This window comes from Parasphingomonas puruogangriensis (assembly GCF_036663635.1).
Taxonomy (GTDB): domain Bacteria; phylum Pseudomonadota; class Alphaproteobacteria; order Sphingomonadales; family Sphingomonadaceae; genus Sphingomonas.
The window spans coordinates 76,086-92,205 of record NZ_JAXOJI010000008.1; the positions used below are offsets into that span (position 1 = coordinate 76,086).

Genomic DNA, 16,120 nt, shown 5'->3' on the forward strand with positions numbered 1-16,120 from the left:
TCGCACGACGAAGCTGTTCCCCTGCTGAACGCGTCAGATCGAATCGAGTGCCTGGGTGAAATCGGCGATGAGATCGTCGGCATCCTCCACGCCGATCGAGATGCGCACCAGATTGTCGGTGATGCCCAGCGCCTGTTTGCGCGCATCGGGCACCGACAAATGGGTCATCGCCGCGGGGTGGGAGGCGAGCGTTTCGGTGCCGCCGAGGCTGACTGCGAGCTTGGCGATCTTGAGCGCGTCCAGGAAGGCGAAGGCTTCCGTCTCGCCGCCCTTGACGATCAGCGAGAAGGTGCTGCCGGCGCCGGTGCAGTGGCGGCGGTAAATGTCGGCCTGGCGCTCCATGCCGGGCGTATCGGCGAGGAAGCCGAGATAGCCGACGCGCTCGACCTTGGGATGGGTGCGGAGATATTCGCAGACCTTGACGGCATTCTCGCCGGCACGGCTCATGCGCAGCTCCAGCGTCTCGAGGCTGCGCATCAGCATCCACGCGGTGTTGGGATCGCAGATCGTGCCGATCGTGTTGCGCATCGAGCGGATCGTGTTGATATGCTCCTTCGAGCCGAGCACGCCGCCGGCGACGAGATCGCTATGCCCGCCGGCATATTTGGTCAGGCTGTAGACGACGATATCGGCGCCATGCTTGAGCGGCTGCAGCCACAGCGGCCCGAGAAAGGTGTTGTCGATGGCGATCGGCGGTTTGCTGTCGCCGGCGAAGATCGCGTCGCGGCTGGCCGCCACCGCTTCGATATCGACCAAGGCGTTGGTTGGGTTGGCGGGGCTTTCGAGATAGATCAACGCGACAGTGCCGGCCGTGGAGGCCTGGGTCAGCACGGCATCGATTTCCGCGCGCGTCGCACCGGCGGGGAAATCGAGATAGTTGACGCCAAACTTGCCGAGGATGCGGGCGATCAGCGTTTCGGTCGCCGCATAAAGCGGGCCGGAATGAACGATCGTGTCGCCGGGCTTGACCATCGACAGGAACAAAGTGGCGATCGCCGACATCCCGCTGGAGAAGACCAAGGCGTCCTCGGCCTCTTCCCACACGCCGAGGCGATCTTCGAGAATCTCCTGATTGGGGCCGTTGAAGCGCGAATAGACCAGGCCGGCCGCGCCGCCTGGGCGCTTGCCGGTAACGCCTTCGAAATGGCGCTTGCCGGCTGCGGCATTGGGGAAGACGTAAGTCGAGGTGGCGAAGATCGGCGGCTTCAGCGCGCCTTCCGACAGCATCGGATCATAACCGTGGCCCATCATCATCGTGGCGGGCTTGAGCTTGCGGTCGCCGATCTTTTCGACCGTCTTGCGCGGGGCGGGGACGGGCGCGCCGCCGGTGAGATCGGCTTCGGTGGGGTGGTCGGGCATGTCTCTCTCCTGATGCGCGCTGCGCGGCTATCGTATCTATTGTAACGATCCGGCGCCAGAAAGGGCACCCCGCCAGCAGCGCGCCGATCCACGCCCGCCTGCAGGGCGTGCCGCGTCGCGCAGCGATTGCTTATTTGCAGAAACAGTGAAGAATAGATGCAATAGCGGTAAGAACATATTGCGCAGGGGGCGGGCAAATGGCGGAATCCAAACTAATCAATCGCTTGGCATTGATCTATGCGGGCGTACCGATTCGCCATTCGCATCTGAAATCGGTCACCTTGGCGCAGTGGATGCTGGAAAGTGGGCGCGGTCAGTCCGATCTGGCGCAATTACACTATAATTTCGGCGGTTTGAAATGGCCGCCGGAAATGGCCTTGTTCGCGACCAAGGTGATGTACCAGGCGCATGACGGGCTGGAGGCCTATTGCAAGTTCGCCACGCTGGAGCATTTCATCGCCGGCTATTGGGCCTTTATCGGGCGTGCGCCCTATTCCGGCTGGGAAACGCATATCGCCACGCCGGAAGACTATATCCGCTTCATCGGCCCGATCTACACGCCCAAGCCGAGCTATGCCGCCGACGTCATCAGGCTGATGCCCGAGGCCGCCACCCTGCTCGATGCGCCGCCGCCGGCCCTTACCGCGAGCGCCAATGGAGCGGTCGATATCGGGACGATCGTGCTTGATCCCGGCCATGGCGGCGAAGCCAAACTGGGCGGCAGTTCGCCCAACAATGCGATCAGCGTGTGCGGCGTAAAGGAGAAGAAGCTGGCGCTCGATTTCTGCTTCATCCTGCGCGATCAATTGCTCGCTCAGGCGCGCGCTGCCGGGCAGAAGATCGACGTGGTAATGACGCGGACGACCGATGTGAATGTCGGCATTGCCGATCGCGCGGCGTTGGCCGGCAGAAACAAGGCCAAGGCATTCGTCTGCCTGCATTTCAACGGTGGCCCGCCCCAGGCCAAAGGCGCCGAGACCTATTATGCCGCGGCGGCCAACGGCAACCTCAACGAGGCCGAGGACAAGGCCTTTGCCAATATCGTGCATAGCGGGCTGATGACGGGGATGCGCGCGATCAACCCGGCGGCGGTGGATCGCGGCGTGAAGCCCGATACCGTCTCCGGCCCCGGGGTCATGGGGGTGCTGCGCGATACCGCGCTTGGCAATACGGCGCGGCCGAAGAAATGCGTCGCCGCCTATATCGAGGCCGAGTTTATTACCAATCCGACGATCGACAAATTGCTCGTCTGCGGCCCGGAAGCGATCCTCAATCGCACCAAGGTGCTGAGCGCCGTGGCGAAGGCGATCCGCACGCATATGGCAGCGCATTGACCGGCAGGTTAACCTGATGGCAGGGCGATGATCGAGATCTGGCGACCGTAATCGGGTTCGCGGCGATGGGTGGCGCGGCGAAAGCTGTAGAAGCGTTCGTCGTCGGCATAGGTATCGAGACCGAGCGCCTCGATTCGCGCCAGGCCGGCGGCGGCGAGGCGGTGGACGACATAGGCTTCGAGATCGAACTGGTGATGGCCGGGCTTGCCGGGGGCGAAGAAGCGTTCGTTGCTGGGATCGTGTTGGCCGAAGGTGCGTGCGAAGGCGTCGTCGACTTCGTAGCTGGCGCGGGCGATGCACGGGCCAGTCGCGGCGGCGATTCGGTCGCGCCGGGCGCCGAGTTGTTCCATCGCCGCGATCGTCGCATCGGTGACGCCGCCAAGCGCGCCTTTCCAGCCGGCATGCGCCGCGCCGACCACGCCGGCGGCGATATCGGCAAACAGCACCGGCGCGCAGTCCGCGGTGAGGATGCCGAGCGCGAGACCGGGGCGGTCGGTGACCATGGCGTCGGCATGCGGGCGATGATCGTCGTCATAAGCGTCGGTGACGGTGACGACGTCGGCGGAATGGACCTGATGAACGGTCAACAAGCGCGCGCCGGGCAGCACGGCGGCGATCGCGCGGGCGCGATTCTCGATCAGTTCGGGCGTCGGCTGCTGCCCGCGCCGGCCCAGATCGAGCCCGTTCACAACCCCGGTCGAGACGCCACCGCTCCGGCCGAGAAAGCCGTGCGGCACATCGCGCAGCGTCCGCGCGCGAATCGCTTCAACCCCGTTCACAGCACCAGCCGCATCAAATTGTCGTCATCGACCGTCTCGCCGACGCGGAAGGCAATGCGGCCGATGTCGCGGAAGCCGTAGCGCTCGTAGAAACGGTGCGCGCGGTGATTGTCGACATAGACGCTGAGGATCACTTCCTTGGCGCCGTGCGCGCGGCTGTGCTCGAGCGCCCAGGCCATCAATTCCTGCGCCACGCCATGGCCCTGCCACGGCCCCAGCACGTAGAATTGGTACAATTCGATCGCATCGGGGCGCCATTCGCCGGGGAAGGTGACCGGGCCCATCTTGACGAAGCCGATAATCTGCTCGTCGTCGAGCGCGAGGCGGACGGCGAAATCAGGCTCGGAAAGTTGCGCGGCAAGGCCGTTGGCACCGAACGCATCGTCAAGAAATGCGGCGAGATCGGACTGGCGATAGAGCGTGCCGAAGGTTTCGGTGAAGCTGCGCCGCGCCATCGCCGACAGCGCGGGGCCGTCGATCGCGCGGGCATCGCGATAAGTAATCATGTCAGGCCTTCCGGTTGCGGCCAAGTGGGGGCGGTGATGGCGACGACCTTGAACAATTCGCCCATCGCCTCGGCCAACCGCGCGCGATCGGCGGCAATGCCGTCGGCGCGTTCCGGCGCAGCCGCGGTGAGCGCGGTGGCGCGGGCGGCAATGCCCAACGTGTTCAGGAACGCACCTTGAGTGACGGGGCCGTACGGCTTGGCGCCTTCGGTGATGGCGGCGGCGAGCAACGTCGCCATGTCGACATGGGCGGTGAGATCGTGTTCGCCGGGATTTTCGAACGGATTGACGAAAGCGTGCGCGCGCATCGCCTGGAACGTGTCGCCGATCGCCGGACCGGCATAGCCATAATCGATCGCCAAGGCCGCGCCGCCCTGGGCGACGATGCGGGCGGCGAGATCGCGCATGATGGCGACGCTGGCGGGCGAGGTCTCGATGATCGATCCTGGCGGCGCTTTTTGCAACCGTGGCGGCAGCACGCTCTCCGGCACCGCCTTGCCGGCGATCGGCAGGAACAAGGTATCCTGACAGGCGACGAGCCGTTCGTGCCAGCCGTCGATCGTGCGCACCAACTGCCGGATCGGCAGCGCATCGAAGAATTCGTTGGCGACGATCAGCAGCGGCCGATCGGTCGGCAGGCTGGTGGTCTCGTCGTGCCAAACGGCGTGCGGCACGCGTTCGGCCTGCGCAGCGCGCAGCGTCGGGCTGGTCTCGACGAAATGAACCTGGGGCGTGAGACCGCCCTTGGCCATTGCGCGCAGCGCATCGGCGGCAAGCGTGCCGCGGCCGGGTCCGAGCTCGACCCAGGCCAGTTCCGGTCGGCCGGCGCGGTCCCACAGATCGGCGCACCACAGGCCGACCAGTTCGCCGAACATCTGGCTGATTTCGGGGCTGGTGGTGAAATCACCGGCAGCGCCGAGCGGATCGCGCGTGGCATAATAATGCGCGTTGGCCGCGGCCATATAGGGCGCGATCGGGATCGGCCCGGCCAGCGTGATGGCGCGCGCCAGGCGATCGGCGAGCGGGGGGACGCTATCGCCCTCCGACTTGCGGGAGGGGTTAGCAGAGGGCGTGTTGGAACGGTTCGGATCGGTGTCGGTCATCGGCGGTGCCCACATGCCCTCCCCTGACCCCTCCCGCAAGCGGGAGGGGAGAGTTTAGGCGCCCTCACGCAAGCGGGAGGGGAGAAGTTAGGCGTCCCTCCCGCGACGGGAGAGTGTCAGGCCACGCTTTCCGAGCCGGCAATCGGCTCGATGCGCTGGCGGCGGCCGGCCGAGGTGGCGATCAGGTAGGCACCGCCGAGAATCATCGGCACGCACAGCCATTGGCCCATGTGCAGCCCGGTAGCCTGAGCGAATTCGACCAGCTGCGCGTCCGGCTCGCGGAAGAATTCTACGATGAAGCGCGCCACGCCGTAGCCGAGCACGAAGATGCCGACCAAGCGGCCCGGCGCATAACGCGCCTTGGTCTTCCAAAAGGCGAACCACAGGATCGCGAACAGCAGCACGCCTTCGAGCCCGGCTTCGTACAACTGGCTCGGGTGGCGCGCGACATCCTCGCCGGTGCGCGGGAAGATGATGGCCCAGGCGACGTTGCTCGGCTTGCCCCACAGCTCGCCATTGACGAAGTTGGCGAGCCGCCCGAAGAGCAGGCCGAACGGCACCACGCAAGCGACATAATCGTGGATCCGCAGCCAGTTGAGCTGGTGCTTGCGGGCGAACAGGATCAGCGCGATGCTAGTGCCGATGACCCCGCCATGGAACGACATACCGCCATCCCACAGGCGCAGGATGCGCCACGGACTGGTTAGCATGTCCGTGGCGTAGAACAACACATAGCCGAGCCGGCCGCCCAGGATGATGCCGAGCGTGACGTAGAATACCAGATCGTCGGCATGGCGCCGGGCCATCGGCGCCCCCGGCTGCGCGAGCAGCTTTAGCAGATACCACCAGCCAAGCAGGATGCCGGTGATATAGGCGAGCGAATACCATTTGATCTGGAAGAAACCCAGATCGAGCGCGACCGGATCGAGCCCGAGATCGCTAAAACGAAGGTGCGGCGTTGCGGCCGTGATGGCGGACAGGATCAAAGGCTTTTCCCCGGGCTTTGTCGCCTCCATAAGGGGGACAAGGCACAAGACCAAGCGGAGAGAGATAAATGCGCACCAAGCTCGACCAGCGGATGGATGACGGCCTCGCCGCGCTTGCCGGCACCGCGCTGCCGATGGGCTCGATCGAGCTGGGCGGTGTGACGCTGCCGATGATCGCCGCGGCGCCACCGAGCCTGCCGGGCTATTTCGCGCATTACAGCGCAGAGCATCGCGACAAGACCTTCCTGGTAGCCGGCGACGAACGGCTGACCTTTGCCGAAGTCTATGCGCAGGCGGTGAAAGTCGCCCAGGCGCTGGTCGGCGACAAGCTGGCCAAGGGCGACCGCGTCGGCATCGCGATGCGCAATTCGCCGAGTTGGATCACCTTGTACATGGGCATCACGATGGCCGGCGGGATCGCCTGTCTGCTCAACGGCTGGTGGCAATCGGACGAGATGAAGGACGCGGTGGCCGAGGTCGATTGCGCGCTGATCTTCGCCGACCCGCCGCGCACCAGGCGACTGGCGGCGATCGAGGGCTTTGCGGTGCGGGTGGTGGAGATCGACGATACCGCGCCGCTGGGGCAGGCGCTGTCCGCGCTGACCGATCGCGCAAGCGAGGTCGCGCTGCCCGCGATCGGCGCCGACGATGCGGCGACGATCCTGTTCACCAGCGGCTCGACCGGCCAATCGAAGGGCGCGCTGAGCGATCACCGCGCGGTGCTGCAGGCGGTGTTCAACTATCTGGCGCAAGCCCTGGTGATGCTCGGCATCTCCACCGAGGACGGCAACCCGCCGACCACGCAGCCGGCGACCTTGCTCAACGTGCCGCTGTTCCACGTCACCGCCGAAGTGCCGGTGTTCCTGCAGAGCTTCGCGATGGGGCGGAAGCTGGTGCTGATGCCGAAATGGGATGCGGAGGAAGCGATGCGGCTGATTCAGGCCGAGGGCGTGACCTATTTCGTCGGCGTGCCGCTGATGAGCTTCGAGATTTTGACCCACCCCAACCGCGCGCACTACGATCTGTCCAGCGTGACCGATTTCGCCGCCGGCGGTGCGCCGCGCCCGGTCGAGCATGTTCGCCGGCTCAACGAGGAGATGGGCGGTGGCGCGCCTTTGCTGGGCTACGGGCTGACCGAGACCAATGGCGTCGGCTGCGGCAATTGGCGCGGCAATTATCTCGCCAAGCCCAATTCGACTGGCCGCGCGTCCGCGCCGTTGGTCGATCTCGCGATCCTGGATGCGTTCGGCCACCCGGTCGAGGCTGGGCATCGCGGCGAGGTCGGCATCCGCTCGGTGTGCAACTTCAAGGAATATTGGGGCCGGCCTGAGGCCACCGCCGCGGCGTTTACGCCCGATCGCTACTTCCTCACCGGCGATATCGGCTATCTCGATGAGGATGGCTACCTGTTCATCGTCGACCGCAAGAAGGACATCATCATCCGCGGCGGCGAGAATATCTCGTGCCTTGAAGTGGAGGCGGCGATCTACCAGAATCCGCGCGTCGCTGAGGCCGCGGTGTTTGGCCTGGCCGACGAGCGACTGGGCGAAGTGCCGGGCGCGGTGGTGGTGTTCCGGCCAGGCGAGGAAATGACCTCGGACGAATTGTCCGCCTATCTCTTCGCGCATATCGCCGCGTTCAAGGTGCCGCAGCGCATCTGGATGTCGACCGAGCCGTTGCCGCGGCTGGGCACCGAGAAGATCGACAAGGTGACGCTGAAGGCCAAGTATCGCGCGCTGGCCGACCAACCGATACATTCTTGAGGCTTGGCACTTTCCCCGGCGGAGGCCGGGGAAAGTGCCGAGGGGCGCATTCGGAAAGGGCAAAGCCTTCCCCCACTCCGCGCCGCGCGATAGAGCACGGAGCATGGCGGCGCGCGACACTCTGAACATCGATCGGCGCACGCTCCTTATCGGCGGTGGCGCGGGGATAGGGCTGATCGTCGCGCTGGCGGTGTGGCCGCGCGATTATGCGCCCAATCTTACCGCGGCGTCGGGCGAGACGGTGTTCGGCGCGTGGCTCAAGATCGGCGATGACGGGCATGTCACCGTCGCCGTGCCGCAGTCCGAGCACGGGCAGGGCGTCTATACCACGCTGCCGCAAATCCTGGCCGACGAATTGGGCGCGGACTGGCGCACGATCGCGGTGCAGCCGGCGCCGCTCAACCCGCTCTATGCCAATACGCTGGCGCTCGACGAACTGTTCGAAGGCGCGTTTGCGGCGCTGCCTGCGCCCTGGCGCGCCGGCCATGCGCAGCGCAGCGCGCTGCTGCTGACCGGCGGCTCGACCTCGGTGCGCGCGTTCGAGGCGCCGCTTCGCGCGGCGGGGGCGGCGGCGCGGATCCTGCTGACCAAGGCTGCGGCGGCGCGCTGGGGCGTCGACTGGCAGAGCTGCGGTGCGGCCGGCGGGTTCGTCACCCACGGCGACAAGAAGCTGCGCTTCGCCGCTTTGGCGGCGGAATCGGTGGGCGGCGACGTGCCGCACCCCATTCCGCTGCGCGCCAATGACGGCAGCCGGCTCTACGGCCAGTCGCTGCCGCGGCTCGACGTGCCCGCCAAGGTCGATGGCTCGGCCAATTTCGCCGGCGATATCCGTCTGCCCGACATGGTCTATGCCAGTATCCGGCAGGGGCCGACCGGTGATTCGCGGCTGATCCGCGTCAACCACGCCGCCGCCGATCGCTTGCGCGGGGTGATGCAGGTGGTGACCAACGAGCGCTGGGTCGCCGCGATCGCCAATAGCTGGTGGGCGGCGAACAAAGCGCTCGATGCGTTGGCGCCGCGCTTTGCCACCACCGGCGCGATCATCAACAGCGATTCGATCCAGGCCGCGCTCGCCGCGGCGTTGGATGGGCCGGGCAAGCGGCTGGCGGCACAAGGCGATTTGTCTGCGGTGTTCAAGGGCGCGAGCGTCGTCACCGCCGATTATCGCGCCGGGCTCGCCGTCCATGCCGCGATCGAGACGACCACCGCCACGGCGCAGTTCAAGCACGGCAAGCTCGAATTGTGGTTGCCGACTCAGGCGCCCGGCGTGGCGCGCGCCGCCGCCGCCGCGGTGCTCGGCATCGCGGCGGGCGATGTGACGATCTATCCAATGCTCGCCGGCGGGTCGTTCGGCGCCAATCTTGAACCTTTGGTAGCGGAACAGGCGGCGTTGATCGCGCGCGAGATCAAGCGCCCGGTGCAACTCGTCTGGTCGCGCAGCGAGGATCTGCTGCACGATCGCTTTCGCCCGCCGGCCGCGGCGCGGATGGCTGCCCGGCTCGGGACCAACGGCCAGATTCAGGGCTGGCTGGCCAAGATCGCCGCGCCGGCGACCGGGCACGATCTCGCCGCACGGTTGCTCGCCAACGATCCCGTCGCGATGGCCGCGCTCGCTGCGCGCGGCGGCGGTGACCGTTATGCCGTCGCCGGTGCGCGACCCTTCTACACCATCCCCAATTTCGCGGTCGATCATCATGCTGCCGAGATCGGGGTGCCGACCGGCCATTGGCGCTCGGGCGCGCACAGCTACACCTGCTTCTTTACCGAGAGCTTTCTCGACGAGCTCGCCCATGTCGCCGGCACCGAGCCTCTGTCGTACCGCATCGGCATGCTCGGCGGCAACGCGCGGCTGGCCCGCTGCCTGTCTACAGCGGCGTCGCTGGGGGGGTGGGAAGGCGGCGTGCCGGGCAGCGGGCAGGGCATAGCCTGCCATGCTTTCCGTGGCAGTTACATCGCGGTGCTGGCCGAGGCGAGCATCGGCGCGGGGCAGCGGCCGCAGGTCGATCGCTTGGTCGCCGCGGTCGATTGCGGGCGGCAGGTCAATCCCGACGTGGTGCGCCAGGCGATCGAGGGCGGGCTGATCTTCGGCATGGCGCAGGCGCTCGGGGCGTCGACCGGTTTCACCGAGAATTTGGCCGATGCGCGCGGTTTTGGCGATCTGGGCCTTCCGCGATTGTCCGACACACCCGATATCACCGTAGAACTCATCCGCAGCGAAGCCGAACCCGGCGGGGTCAGCGAACTTGCCGTGCCGCCGGTTGCGCCGGCCATTGCGAACGCGCTGCAATCCGCTACCGGCATGAGACTGCGCAGCCTGCCGCTCAGGCCAGGAGATCAATGATGTTGCCCGCTGGCCATCCGGCCATTCCCCGTCCCAAGATCGGCGTCCTGCTGACCAACCTCGGCACGCCCGATGGCCCCGACGTCAAATCGGTGAAGCGCTATCTCGGCGAATTCCTGTCCGATCGCCGCGTGGTGGAGATCCCGCCGATCGCCTGGCAGCCGATCCTGCGCGGCATCATTCTCAATACGCGGCCGAAGAAATCGGCGCATGCCTATGGCCTGGTGTGGCGCGAGGATGGCTCGCCGCTGGCCGCGATCACGCGGCTGCAGGCGGCGGCACTGAAGGATGCCTTTGGGCCGACGGTGCTGGTCGATTGGGCGATGCGCTACGGCAATCCGTCGATTCCCCAGCAGCTGGCGGCGATGAAGGCGGCCGGGTGCGAGCGCATTTTGGTCGCGCCGCTCTACCCACAATATTGCGCCGCGACGACCGCGACCGCTAATGACAAGGCGTTCGCTGCGCTGGCCGCCATGCGCTGGCAACCGGCGCTGCGCACCCTGCCGCCTTATCATGACGATCCCGCCTATATCGGCGCGCTGGCCACAACGATCGAAGAGGGGCTGGCGGCACTCGATTTCGTGCCCGACACGATCGTCGCCAGCTTCCACGGCATGCCCGAACGGACGCTGGAACTGGGCGATCCTTATCACTGCCACTGCCAGAAGACCGCGCGGCTGCTGTCCGAAGCGCTCGGGCGGGAGGTGATCATCTCGTTCCAATCGCGCTTCGGGCGCGCCAAATGGCTCGGGCCGGCGACCGATACGACGCTCGAGGAATTGCCGGGGCAGGGCGTGAAAAAGGTGGCAATCCTGGCGCCCGGCTTCTCCGCCGATTGCCTGGAGACGTTGGAAGAACTGGCGATTCGCGGGCGCGAAAGCTTTGTCGAGGCCGGTGGCACGCACTTTGCCTATCTGCCGTGCCTCAACTACAGCGCCGTTGGCATTGAAATGTTACGCACGCTGCTCGCCCGGGAGCTTGAAGGCTGGGTCGCCAAGCCGTAGCGTCACCGCTCAAGAAACGGCAGAATGCAGGAGAGAGCTATGGCACGCGTCGCGATCGTCACCGGGGGTACGCGCGGAATCGGCGAGGCGATCAGCCTTGCGCTGCAGGATATGGGCATCACCGTGGCGGCCAGCTATGCCGGCAATGCGCAACGCGCGGCCGAGTTCACCGAACGGACCGGTATTCCGGCCTATCAATGGGATGTCGGTGATTATGACGCCTGCCAGGCCGGCTGCGCGCAGGTCGCCGCCGATTTCGGTGATGTCGATATCGTGGTCAACAATGCCGGGATCACGCGCGACGGGACGATCCTGAAAATGTCCTATGCCGATTGGAAAGAGGTCATCGACACCAATCTCGGCGGCTGCTTCAACATGGCCAAGGCGGTGTTCCCGGGCATGCGGACGCGCAAATGGGGGCGCATCGTCAATATCGGCTCGATCAACGGGCAGGCCGGGCAGTACGGCCAGGTCAATTATGCGGCGGCGAAATCCGGCATTCACGGCTTCACCAAGGCGCTGGCGCAGGAAGGCGCGCGCGCCGGGGTGACGGTCAACGCGATCGCGCCGGGCTATATCGATACCGACATGGTGGCGGCGGTGCCGGCCGACGTGCTGGAGAAGATCGTCGCCAAGATCCCGGTCGGGCGGCTGGGCCAGGCGAGCGAGATCGCGCGCGGGGTGGCGTTCCTGGTCTCGGAAGAGGGCGGGTTCGTGACCGGATCAACGCTGAGCATCAATGGCGGGCAGCATATGTACTGACGGGTGCATGGGCGACGACGTTCGCTCCGGTGCGCAGCCATGCTGCGCGGCGCCCGGCACGGCCGGCGGACGGGGCCTGGTGCCCCGATCCGGCCGACGGCTTTGCCGTCGGCGCCGCGTTTACCTTACCCGTAAGCCCTTCCCCGGCGAAAGCCGGGGCCCAGTCACGAAGGTGGATGTAACAGCGCGCCGCGCCAGCCAATTTCTGTTCCGCGACTGGGCCCCGGCCTTCGCCGGGCAACTAGTCGGGGGAATGGCGTAAAAAAGCGGGCCGACCCCCGAAGGAGCCGGCCCTACCCGCTGTACGCAACAGGCGGGATCTCGTGAAACTGGTGCGCGCGCTGGCGGTGGACGGCGGCAAAGCCGCCGTCGGACGGGGTCGCCTAGACAGGCGACCCCGCCGGCCGTGCCGGGCTATGCTCTTCGAGCATCGCGCGGGCGTCGCCGCGCTTAGCGCCGGCAGTAGCGGGGATCGTCCGACCGATCGATCGCGCGACCGGCCAAGGCGCCTGCGCCGGCCCCGAGCACCGCACCCAGGGTGCGGTCGCCTCGTCCGGCGACCGAGTTGCCGAGCAAGCCACCGGCGATCGCGCCTATCACCGTGCCGCCGACGGCATCGCAGCGATCGTTGCGGTTGCGGCGGCTGTTATTGCGATAGCGACGGTCATCATTGTTGTAGCGACGGTCATCGCGATAGTTGCGATTGTCATAGCCGCGGTCGCCGCGATCATATTGGCTATAGCCACGATCATAACGCTGGGCCGATGCCGGCGTCGCGACGATGGCGGTGGAGCCCATGGCGAGTGCGGTCAGGGCGAGCATTGCTTTGTTGAACATGGCGTATCTCCTTAAATAACTGGGGAGCGGCTTCACTCCCTTGTTGATGCCGTTCTAGGGGCGCGGCATTGAGCCGAGCCTGAATGCCTCCGTTATCCTGCGTTCATCGCGCGCCGGGCTGGCGGTCAGCGCGCGGGCCGCTAAGAGGGCGCGTGCGCGCCTGGCTTTCCATCCTATCCTTGTTGATCATTGCGCCCGATTGGGACGGGCCGCAGCGGCTTGGCCTGCTCGATCCCGACGCGCAGATCACTGCGACGCGCGTCGGGATCGATCCCGCCCAGCCACGCCATGTCCGGCTCGGCCGGCTGACCTATCTGGGCGGCGTCGAGCTGCGCAGTCCGGACCCGGTGTTCGGCGGCTTTTCCGCCATGCAGCTGACCGGCGATCGCTTCACCCTGCTCAGCGACGGCGGCGGCATCGTCCGCTTCCGGCTCGATGCGCAGGGGCGGATCAGCGATCAGCAGATCGCCGAACTCCCCGCCGGCCCAGCCACCGGCTGGGAGAAGCGCGACCGTGACAGCGAATCGCTAATCGTCGATGCTGCGACCGGCGACGTGTTGATCGGGTTCGAGCGGGTCAATGAAATCTGGCGCTATGATGCGCTGCTGACTCGCGCGATCCGCCACGCGGCGCCCAAGACGATGCATGATTGGGATGAAAATGGCGGGCCCGAGGCGATGGTCCGCCTGGCCGATGGCCGCACCATCGTGTTGGCTGAATCGAGCGGCCCGAAAAAGAAGCCGGGTCGTTACGCGCTGAGCTTTGCCGGCGATCCGACGCGCAGCGGCCAGCGCGCCGTACGCTTCCTTTATATGCCGCCCGCCGGGTTCGATCCGAGCGATGCCGCGGCGCTGCCCGATGGCCGCATTCTTGTGCTCAATCGCCGATTCGCCACGCCGTTCGATTTCGCCGCCAAGCTGACCATCGTGGATCCGCGTACGATTCGCGCCGGCGCGATGGTCAGGGGCCAGGAGGTGGCAACGATCGACACCCCGCTGACGCGCGACAATTTCGAAGGGCTCGTGGTGACCAAGGAAGGGCAGGCCACGGTGATCTGGCTGATCTCCGACGACAATCAGTTCTTCCTGGAACGCACACTGCTGATGAAGTTCCGGCTCGAGCCCGCACCGCACGCCAAGCAGTAGAAACGCCGACGGCCCGCACTTCGCATGAAGTGCGGGCCGATCAAGCCATCATCTCAACGGGATCAGGCGGCGACGGGAACCAGCTTCTTGCGCACGTCGCGCTTCAAGCGGCGCGCCTTCAACGACAGCTTGTCGTCGCCGGTCTTGACCAGCCAATTGTCCAGCCCGCCGACATGCTCGACCGAGCGCAGGCCGTGCGTCGAGACGCGCAGCTTGACGCTGGTGCCCAGCGCTTCCGACATCAGCGTCACGTTCTGCAGATTCGGCAGGAACGTCCGCTTGGTCTTGTTGTTCGCGTGGGAAACGTTGTTACCCACCATCCGGCCCTTGCCGGTCAGTTCGCAAATGCGCGACATGTTGCTAATCCTGAATTTCGGACCCCTGTTGGGTGTCCCGTAAAGGCGGCGCGGATAGCCCGCTCTGCGCTGGGCGTCAACCGATTCAGCCGCTAGGATGCAACCCAGCGCGGTAATGTAACGTTATTACGCTATCGATTCGACTTTTCCCCGGAGTATTGCTGATGCGCGCACTGTTGATCCTGATCGGGCTCGTCGCCCTTGTCGTTGTCGGCCTGATGTCGGTCGGTCTGCTCAAGCTGAACACCACTGCGGGATCGCTGCCGAGCGTCAGCGTGCAGGGCGGCGAAGCGCCCAAGGTCAAGGCGGACATGGCGACCTTGTCGGTCGGAACCGAGAATAAGACGGTCGACGTGCCGACCATGGGCACAACCCAGAAGACGATCAGCGTGCCCACCGTGCAGCTCAACCGCCCAGAGGGCAATTCCACCGCTGAGTAAGAGAGAGGGGCGCCCGGGCTGGCCCGGGCCGCCCCGGGCGGGCATAGCAGGTGCGATGTTTCCGATGCCCGCCCCGATGCGCGCTGCGCTCGACGCCGCACGTGACGCCGCTACTGCCGGTGAAGTGCCGGTCGGTGCGGTGGTGGTGCGTCACGGCGCGATCATCGCGGTGGCGGCCAATGCCCCGCGCACGCTGCACGATCCCACCGCACATGCCGAGATCCGGGCGATTCGCGCCGCCGCCGCAACGCTGGGCAGCGACCGTCTGGAAGACTGCGATCTATGGGTAACGCTGGAGCCGTGCGCGATGTGCGCCGGGGCGATCGCTCATGCGCGGATCGCGCGGCTTTACTACGGGGCGGAGGATGCCAAGGGCGGCGCGGTGGCGCACGGGGCCCGCTTCTTCACGCAGCCGACCTGCCATCATCGGCCGGAGGTGTATTCGGGGATTGGTGAGGACGAGGCAGGGGCGTTGCTGCGGGCGTTCTTCGCGGCGCGGCGCCTATAACCTCAAAGCCACCGTCATCCTGAATTTGTTTCAGGATCCAGGCGCGGTCAGCACCCATACGGACAGTGTCAGTAAGGCGGACGACCGCGCCTGGATCACGGATCAAGTCCGGGATGACGGCAGGTATTTGTTTAGATCAGCGCACATCATCCTGCGAAATCGGCACGATCTTAATCTCTACGCGGCGATTCGCTGCCTGGCCTTCGGGCGTGTCGTTCGACGCGATTGGCTGCGATTCGCCGAAGCCGCGCGTGGCGATGCGCGCCGCCTGCACGCCGTGCCCGGACAGATAGTCAGCGACCGAGACGGCACGCCGCTCCGACAAACCCTGGTTGTAATCGTCCGAGCCGGTCGAATCGGTATGGCCGTACACGTCGACATAGGTTTCGCGATACTGGCCGAGCACGCTGCCGACCTGATCCAGCGTGCGCTGGAACTGTGGCGCGACAGCCGCGCTGTTATAGGCGAAGTTGATGCCCGACGGGATGTTGAGGATCAGATCGTCGCCTTGGCGTATCACCTGCACGTCGGTGCCCGCGGTGCGCGCGCGCAGATCGCGCTCCTGCTTGTCCATATAGGCGCCAATGCCGGCACCGGCGATGCCGCCCAGCCCGGCGCCGACGATCTTGGCAGTGCGATCGTTGCGCCCGCCGACGATGTCGCCCAGCAGATAGCCGCCGAGCACGCCGCCCAGGCCACCGATCGCCGCCTTGGAAATCGTCCGCTGCCCGGTTTCCGGATCGGTGACGCAGGCGCTGGTGGTGACGAGTGCGGCAAGCGCCGCGCCGAGCATGAATTTCGATCGCATCATGATACTCCTTACGTAGCGGCGCACAGCTGCGCCCCCTCTTATCGTGCTCCAACCAGCCCGTGCAAAGATTGTTCCGGCTGCGATTT

16 protein-coding genes are annotated in these 16,120 nt (G+C 66.1%); 8 read left to right on the plus strand and 8 right to left on the minus strand.

The annotated features are described in order from the left end of the window. Positions 1 to 33: 33 nt before the first annotated feature. Positions 34 to 1,359: a cystathionine gamma-synthase family protein gene (locus tag U1739_RS17440; protein ID WP_332709866.1), complete on the minus strand. Its 1,326-nt coding sequence runs from the start codon at positions 1,357 to 1,359 to the stop codon at positions 34 to 36. Positions 1,360 to 1,556: 197 nt separating this feature from the next. On the opposite strand from U1739_RS17440, the gene U1739_RS17445 reads away from it, so the two are divergent. Then, complete coding sequence (locus U1739_RS17445; RefSeq protein ID WP_332709867.1) at positions 1,557 to 2,693, plus strand: N-acetylmuramoyl-L-alanine amidase; 1,137 nt, start codon at positions 1,557 to 1,559, stop codon at positions 2,691 to 2,693. A gap of 8 nt (positions 2,694 to 2,701) precedes the next feature. Here U1739_RS17445 and pgeF read toward each other — a convergent pair whose 3' ends face one another. The 4 genes from pgeF to lgt form a co-directional block, all read right to left on the minus strand. Continuing rightward, complete coding sequence (pgeF, locus tag U1739_RS17450; RefSeq protein ID WP_332709868.1) at positions 2,702 to 3,472, minus strand: peptidoglycan editing factor PgeF; 771 nt, start codon at positions 3,470 to 3,472, stop codon at positions 2,702 to 2,704. Beyond that, positions 3,469 to 3,978, minus strand: coding sequence for a GNAT family N-acetyltransferase (locus U1739_RS17455; protein ID WP_332709869.1), 510 nt, complete (start codon positions 3,976 to 3,978; stop codon positions 3,469 to 3,471). Before U1739_RS17455 ends, pgeF begins: the two co-directional genes overlap by 4 nt. Then, on the minus strand, positions 3,975 to 5,081 hold the full coding sequence (locus tag U1739_RS17460; protein WP_443025593.1) for a class I SAM-dependent methyltransferase: 1,107 nt from the start codon (positions 5,079 to 5,081) through the stop codon (positions 3,975 to 3,977). Before U1739_RS17460 ends, U1739_RS17455 begins: the two co-directional genes overlap by 4 nt. 116 nt (positions 5,082 to 5,197) lie before the next feature. Beyond that, positions 5,198 to 6,097: a prolipoprotein diacylglyceryl transferase gene (lgt, locus tag U1739_RS17465; protein WP_443025594.1), complete on the minus strand. Its 900-nt coding sequence runs from the start codon at positions 6,095 to 6,097 to the stop codon at positions 5,198 to 5,200. A 38-nt stretch (positions 6,098 to 6,135) separates the two neighbouring features. Here lgt and U1739_RS17470 point away from each other — a divergent pair, with 38 nt between their 5' ends. The 4 genes from U1739_RS17470 to phbB all read left to right on the plus strand — a co-directional run bounded on the left by U1739_RS17470 (position 6,136) and on the right by phbB (position 11,937). Continuing rightward, positions 6,136 to 7,830, plus strand: a complete 1,695-nt coding sequence (locus U1739_RS17470) for a class I adenylate-forming enzyme family protein (RefSeq protein ID WP_332709871.1) — start codon at positions 6,136 to 6,138, stop codon at positions 7,828 to 7,830. 103 nt (positions 7,831 to 7,933) lie between these two features. Then, positions 7,934 to 10,171 (plus strand): xanthine dehydrogenase family protein molybdopterin-binding subunit, encoded by a 2,238-nt coding sequence (locus tag U1739_RS17475; RefSeq protein WP_332709873.1) that lies wholly within the window; start codon positions 7,934 to 7,936, stop codon positions 10,169 to 10,171. Continuing rightward, on the plus strand, positions 10,168 to 11,175 hold the full coding sequence (gene hemH / locus U1739_RS17480) for a ferrochelatase (RefSeq protein ID WP_332709875.1): 1,008 nt from the start codon (positions 10,168 to 10,170) through the stop codon (positions 11,173 to 11,175). Before U1739_RS17475 ends, hemH begins: the two co-directional genes overlap by 4 nt. Before the next feature lie 39 nt (positions 11,176 to 11,214). After that, positions 11,215 to 11,937 carry an acetoacetyl-CoA reductase gene (gene phbB / locus U1739_RS17485; RefSeq protein WP_332709876.1) on the plus strand — a complete coding sequence of 241 codons (723 nt, stop codon included), beginning with the start codon at positions 11,215 to 11,217 and terminating at the stop codon, positions 11,935 to 11,937. A gap of 450 nt (positions 11,938 to 12,387) precedes the next feature. On the opposite strand, the gene U1739_RS17490 is transcribed toward phbB, so the two are convergent. Further along, positions 12,388 to 12,774, minus strand: coding sequence for a glycine zipper 2TM domain-containing protein (locus U1739_RS17490; RefSeq protein WP_332709878.1), 387 nt, complete (start codon positions 12,772 to 12,774; stop codon positions 12,388 to 12,390). Positions 12,775 to 12,926: 152 nt separating this feature from the next. Between U1739_RS17490 and U1739_RS17495 the strand changes: the two genes are divergently transcribed. Further along, positions 12,927 to 13,919 (plus strand): esterase-like activity of phytase family protein, encoded by a 993-nt coding sequence (locus tag U1739_RS17495; protein ID WP_332709880.1) that lies wholly within the window; start codon positions 12,927 to 12,929, stop codon positions 13,917 to 13,919. A gap of 62 nt (positions 13,920 to 13,981) precedes the next feature. On the opposite strand, the gene rpmB is transcribed toward U1739_RS17495, so the two are convergent. Then, positions 13,982 to 14,275, minus strand: a complete 294-nt coding sequence (gene rpmB, locus U1739_RS17500) for a 50S ribosomal protein L28 (protein ID WP_261293278.1) — start codon at positions 14,273 to 14,275, stop codon at positions 13,982 to 13,984. A gap of 164 nt (positions 14,276 to 14,439) precedes the next feature. On the opposite strand from rpmB, the gene U1739_RS17505 reads away from it, so the two are divergent. Together U1739_RS17505 and U1739_RS17510 are read left to right on the plus strand one after the other, a co-directional pair. After that, entirely contained in the window at positions 14,440 to 14,715 is a 276-nt protein-coding gene (locus tag U1739_RS17505) for a hypothetical protein (protein WP_332709881.1), read from the plus strand. Positions 14,716 to 14,770: 55 nt separating this feature from the next. Next, complete coding sequence (locus tag U1739_RS17510; RefSeq protein ID WP_332709883.1) at positions 14,771 to 15,223, plus strand: nucleoside deaminase; 453 nt, start codon at positions 14,771 to 14,773, stop codon at positions 15,221 to 15,223. Between the two features lie 136 nt (positions 15,224 to 15,359). Here U1739_RS17510 and U1739_RS17515 read toward each other — a convergent pair whose 3' ends face one another. Continuing rightward, on the minus strand, positions 15,360 to 16,031 hold the full coding sequence (locus U1739_RS17515; RefSeq protein ID WP_332709884.1) for a YiaD family glycine zipper/OmpA-like lipoprotein: 672 nt from the start codon (positions 16,029 to 16,031) through the stop codon (positions 15,360 to 15,362). Positions 16,032 to 16,120: the final 89 nt, after the last annotated feature.